We start from the raw sequence: 4,136 nt of genomic DNA on the forward strand, positions 1-4,136 counted from the left end.
CCACCGCCCCCCGCGTCACCGTCCGCGGCGAAGCCCACCTCGAAGTCGACCCCGAAATCGCCCGCATCACCGTCACCCTCACCGCCCGCAACACCGACCGCCGCACCACCCTCGACGACCTCACCCGCCGCAACACCACCACCCTCGACCTCATCAAGGGCTACGGCGACGCCGTCGAAAAACTCGAAACCGGCACCCTCACCATCCGCCCCGAACTCGCCCGCCACAGCCGCGGCGAACGCATCCGCGCCTACCACGGCAGCATCCAACTCACCGCCACCCTCAACGACTTCACCACCCTCGGCGAACTCGTCACCCGCCTCGCCGACAACGACCTCACCCGCGTCGACGGCCCCTGGTGGGCCCTGCGCCCCACCTCCCCCCACCACGCCACCGCCCGCCGCCAAGCCGTCCACGAGGCCCTCCAGCGCGCCCGCGAATACGCCGAAGCACTCGACACCCACATCGCCGCCCTCCTCGAACTCAGCGACACCGGAAGCGTCGGCGGAGCCACCTTCGCCACCGCGACCTACGGCGGCGCCGGCCTCATGCGCTCCGCCCGCGCGGAAAGCGCCCCCGACGCGGCCCCCGTCGACCTCGAACCCGTACGCCAGAACGTCGACGCCCAGGTCGAAGCGGCCTTCACCCTCATCCCGCCGAACCTCGGATAAACGCTCATCGGAGCGCCCCGCCGCACAATTCAACACTTGTCAATAAGCCTTCATCCAAAGGATGTTGAGGCGTCACGCAGAGCCAAATACCTACCCGTAGGTAAGGTTTAGGCTCGACGTATGCGCCGAGCAAAAATCGTTTGTACCCTAGGACCCGCAACCGACTCATACGACCAGATCAAAGCCCTGGTCGAAGCGGGAATGGACATCGCCCGCTTCAACCTCAGCCACGGCAGCTACGCCGAACACGAAGAGCGCTACCACCACGTGCGCAAAGCGTCCGAGGAAGCCGGCCGCAGCGTCGGCATCCTCGCCGACCTTCAAGGCCCGAAGATCCGCCTCGGACGCTTCCGCGAAGGCCCCGTACTCCTTGAACGCGGCGACACCTTCACCATCACCGTCGAACCCCTCGAAGACCAAGGCACCGGCGACATCTGCGGCACCACCTACGACGGACTCGCCGCCGACGTCACCACCGGCGAACGCATCCTCGTCGACGACGGCCGCGTCACCCTCGAAGTCACCGGCGTCGACGGCCCCCGCGTCCACACCACCGTCATCGAAGGCGGCATGGTCTCCGACAACAAGGGACTCAACCTCCCCGGCGTCGCCGTCTCCGTCCCCGCCCTCTCCGAGAAGGACATCGACGACCTCCGCTGGGCCCTGCGCACCGGCGCCGACATCATCGCCCTCTCCTTCGTTCGCACCGGACGCGACATCGACGACGTCCACCGCATCATGGACGAAGAAGGCCGCCGCCTCCCCGTCATCGCCAAGGTCGAAAAACCCCAGGCCGTCGACAACATCGACGACATCGTCGCCGCCTTCGACGGCATCATGGTCGCCCGCGGCGACCTCGGCGTCGAAATGCCCCTGGAACAAGTCCCCATCGTCCAGAAGCGCGCCGTCAAACTCGCCAAGCGCAACGCCAAACCGGTCATCGTCGCCACCCAGATGCTCGACTCGATGATCGACAACTCCCGCCCCACCCGCGCCGAAGCCTCCGACGTCGCCAACGCCATCATCGACGGCACCGACGCCGTGATGCTCTCCGGCGAGACCAGCGTCGGCAAATACCCCATCGAGACCGTGCGCACCATGTCCCGCATCGTCGAAGCCGCCGAGGAAGACCTCCTCGCCAAGGGCCTCCCACCCCTCACCGAACGCAGCAAGCCCCGCACCCAGGGCGGCGCGGTCGCCCGGGCCGCCGCCGAGATGGGCGACTTCCTCGGCGCCAAGTTCCTCGTCGCCTTCACCCAGAGCGGCGACACCGTCAAGCGCCTCTCCCGCTACCGCTCACCCATCCCGCTCCTCGCCTTCACCCCCGACGAAGCCACCCGCGCCCAGCTCAACCTCACGTGGGGCGTCGAGACCTTCCTCGGCCCGAAGGTCGACTCCACGGACGCGATGGTCGCCCAGGTCGACGAGGAACTGCTGCGCATCGGCCGCTGCAAGAAGGGCGACGTGGTGGTCATCACCGCCGGCTCCCCGCCCGGCGTGGCAGGCTCCACGAACCTGGTCCGCGTCCACCACATCGGCGAGGACGACAGCCCGAAGTAGGGCGGCTCAGTATTTCGGCCCGACGTGCGCATCCATGAGGGCTACGGATGCCCGTCGGGCTACGGAGATGTTGTAGGGCTTGCCCGCGCGCGTGCAGTGCGTCCAGGTGATGCCGAGCGCGTCGAGGGTGTCGGTGTAGAGGCGGCGGATGTCGTCGGAGACGTTGGTGAAGTAGTACCGGGGGTATTCGTAGCGCTTCCGTTCGCCCTGGACGATTCTGGTCGTCCAGTTCATGTTCCGACAACCGTCGGAGTGGATCAGGCCCCGGACGAATGGCCAGGGGTGGGTGTCGACGATTTCCTGTTGCCACTCTTGGAGAGCGATCGGCCTCTCGTGCTTCTTGCCCGGCCCGTGCTGAGGAAAGGCGCAGGTCCAGTGCTTGCTGTACGACTTCACTTCGACGCAGTTGTTCCGCTCTCGCCGACCGGTGCGCGGCATGGGCATGACTGCCCGCATGGCTGATTCCGCCTCGTCGATCACGCCCGGCCAGACGGCATCGCAGAAGATCGACAGATGATGCTGCTTGGGCTTCGACGTGATGTGGCCGTCACCGAGATAGAGCCCCAACAAGTAGGCGTAGGAGGCGTGATCGAGCTCCCGACCCGTGCACACGGGACAGTCGGTGGGCTGTTCGTACCGCACCCCGCGTCGCTTGCGGTCCTCGTGCAGCCACCAGCCGATGGTCCCGCGCGGCACGTTGAGGCGTTCCGCCACTGCTCGATTGGTGGTCCCGCTCCGCAAGAGGGCGAGCGCTTCGTCACGTATCGAGGGGTTGTGCTGCTCCATGCAGCGTAGTTTTCTGCGAGCTTCGAAGGGGTGTGCCCGGATCGAAGACGCGTTCACCGGCAAGGGTGAAGATCGCCAAATTGGCGCTGAACCTTGGAATCCAAGGAGAAGTGCCCCGAGTCGGATTCGAACCGACGCTGTATGGGTTTTGAATCCATCGCCTCTGCCGCTGGGCTACCGGGGCCCCTTCGAAACGAAGGATACCGATGACCCTCCGTGCCTCAAACATACCGTAACTAGGTAGGCTCTTGGGAGCTCACCCCTGTCCTTACCGAGGAGCCCCGTGACCACCCCCGAGTCGCCCCAGCCCGTAGACGCCGTCGACGACGACAAGTCGCACGTCCCGCCGCTGACGACCCGCGTCGTCATCGCCGAGGACGAGGCCCTCATCCGCCTCGACCTCAAGGAGATGCTGGAGGAGGAGGGCTACTCCGTCGTCGGTGAGGCGGGCGACGGGCAGCAGGCCGTCGAGCTGGCCCGGGAGCACAAGCCGGACCTCGTCATCCTGGACGTGAAGATGCCGGTCCTCGACGGGATCTCCGCAGCGGAGAAGATCGCCGAGGAGTCCATCGCCCCGGTCCTGATGCTCACCGCGTTCTCGCAGCGCGACCTCGTCGAGCGGGCCCGGGACGCCGGGGCCATGGCGTACCTGGTGAAGCCGTTCAGCAAGAGCGACGTCGTGCCGGCCATCGAGATGGCAGTCTCCCGGTTCGCGGAGCTGAAGGCGCTGGAGAGCGAGATCGCGGACCTGTCCCAGCGGCTGGAGACCCGGAAGCTGGTGGACCGGGCGAAGAGCATCCTGCAGACGGATTACGGGCTCTCCGAGCCGGCCGCGTTCCGGTGGATCCAGAAGACGTCGATGGACCGCCGGATGTCGATGCAGCAGCTGGCGGAGGCGCTGATCGAGGACGCCGAGGAGAAGAAGAAGTCGGCGGAGTAGCCGCGTACACGACGTACACGTACGTAACGAGAGAGGCGCGGCCCCCCCCCCCCCCCGGGGGGGGGCGCCCCGGGTGACGCCGCGGGGCGGCTCCGGCCGCCGCGCGAGTCGGTAGACCGCGTACGTGATGCCCAGGATGACGTCCACGACGGCCCACAGGACGATGATCAGGCCCACGC

The 4,136-nt window shown here is 67.0% G+C and carries 4 protein-coding genes and 1 tRNA gene; 3 read left to right on the forward strand and 2 right to left on the reverse strand.

Annotated elements, in window-relative coordinates:
- Positions 1-671: SIMPL domain-containing protein (locus JS521_RS34290; RefSeq protein WP_205086782.1), on the forward strand; the 671-nt coding region annotated here is incomplete at its 5' end.
- A gap of 120 nt (positions 672-791) precedes the next feature.
- Positions 792-2,231, forward strand: coding sequence for a pyruvate kinase (pyk, locus tag JS521_RS34295; protein WP_205086783.1), 1,440 nt, complete (start codon positions 792-794; stop codon positions 2,229-2,231).
- 6 nt (positions 2,232-2,237) lie between these two features.
- Here pyk and JS521_RS34300 read toward each other — a convergent pair whose 3' ends face one another.
- Together JS521_RS34300 and JS521_RS34305 are read right to left on the reverse strand one after the other, a co-directional pair.
- On the reverse strand, positions 2,238-3,017 hold the full coding sequence (locus JS521_RS34300; protein ID WP_205086784.1) for a helix-turn-helix domain-containing protein: 780 nt from the start codon (positions 3,015-3,017) through the stop codon (positions 2,238-2,240).
- A gap of 111 nt (positions 3,018-3,128) precedes the next feature.
- Positions 3,129-3,201 (reverse strand) — tRNA-Leu (locus JS521_RS34305).
- Positions 3,202-3,300: 99 nt separating this feature from the next.
- Between JS521_RS34305 and JS521_RS34310 the strand changes: the two genes are divergently transcribed.
- Entirely contained in the window at positions 3,301-3,957 is a 657-nt protein-coding gene (locus JS521_RS34310) for an ANTAR domain-containing response regulator (protein WP_003969810.1), read from the forward strand.
- The last annotated feature ends 179 nt before the right edge of the window (positions 3,958-4,136 follow it).

The organism is Streptomyces durocortorensis (assembly GCF_016901035.1).
GTDB classification, from domain to species: domain Bacteria; phylum Actinomycetota; class Actinomycetes; order Streptomycetales; family Streptomycetaceae; genus Streptomyces; species Streptomyces durocortorensis.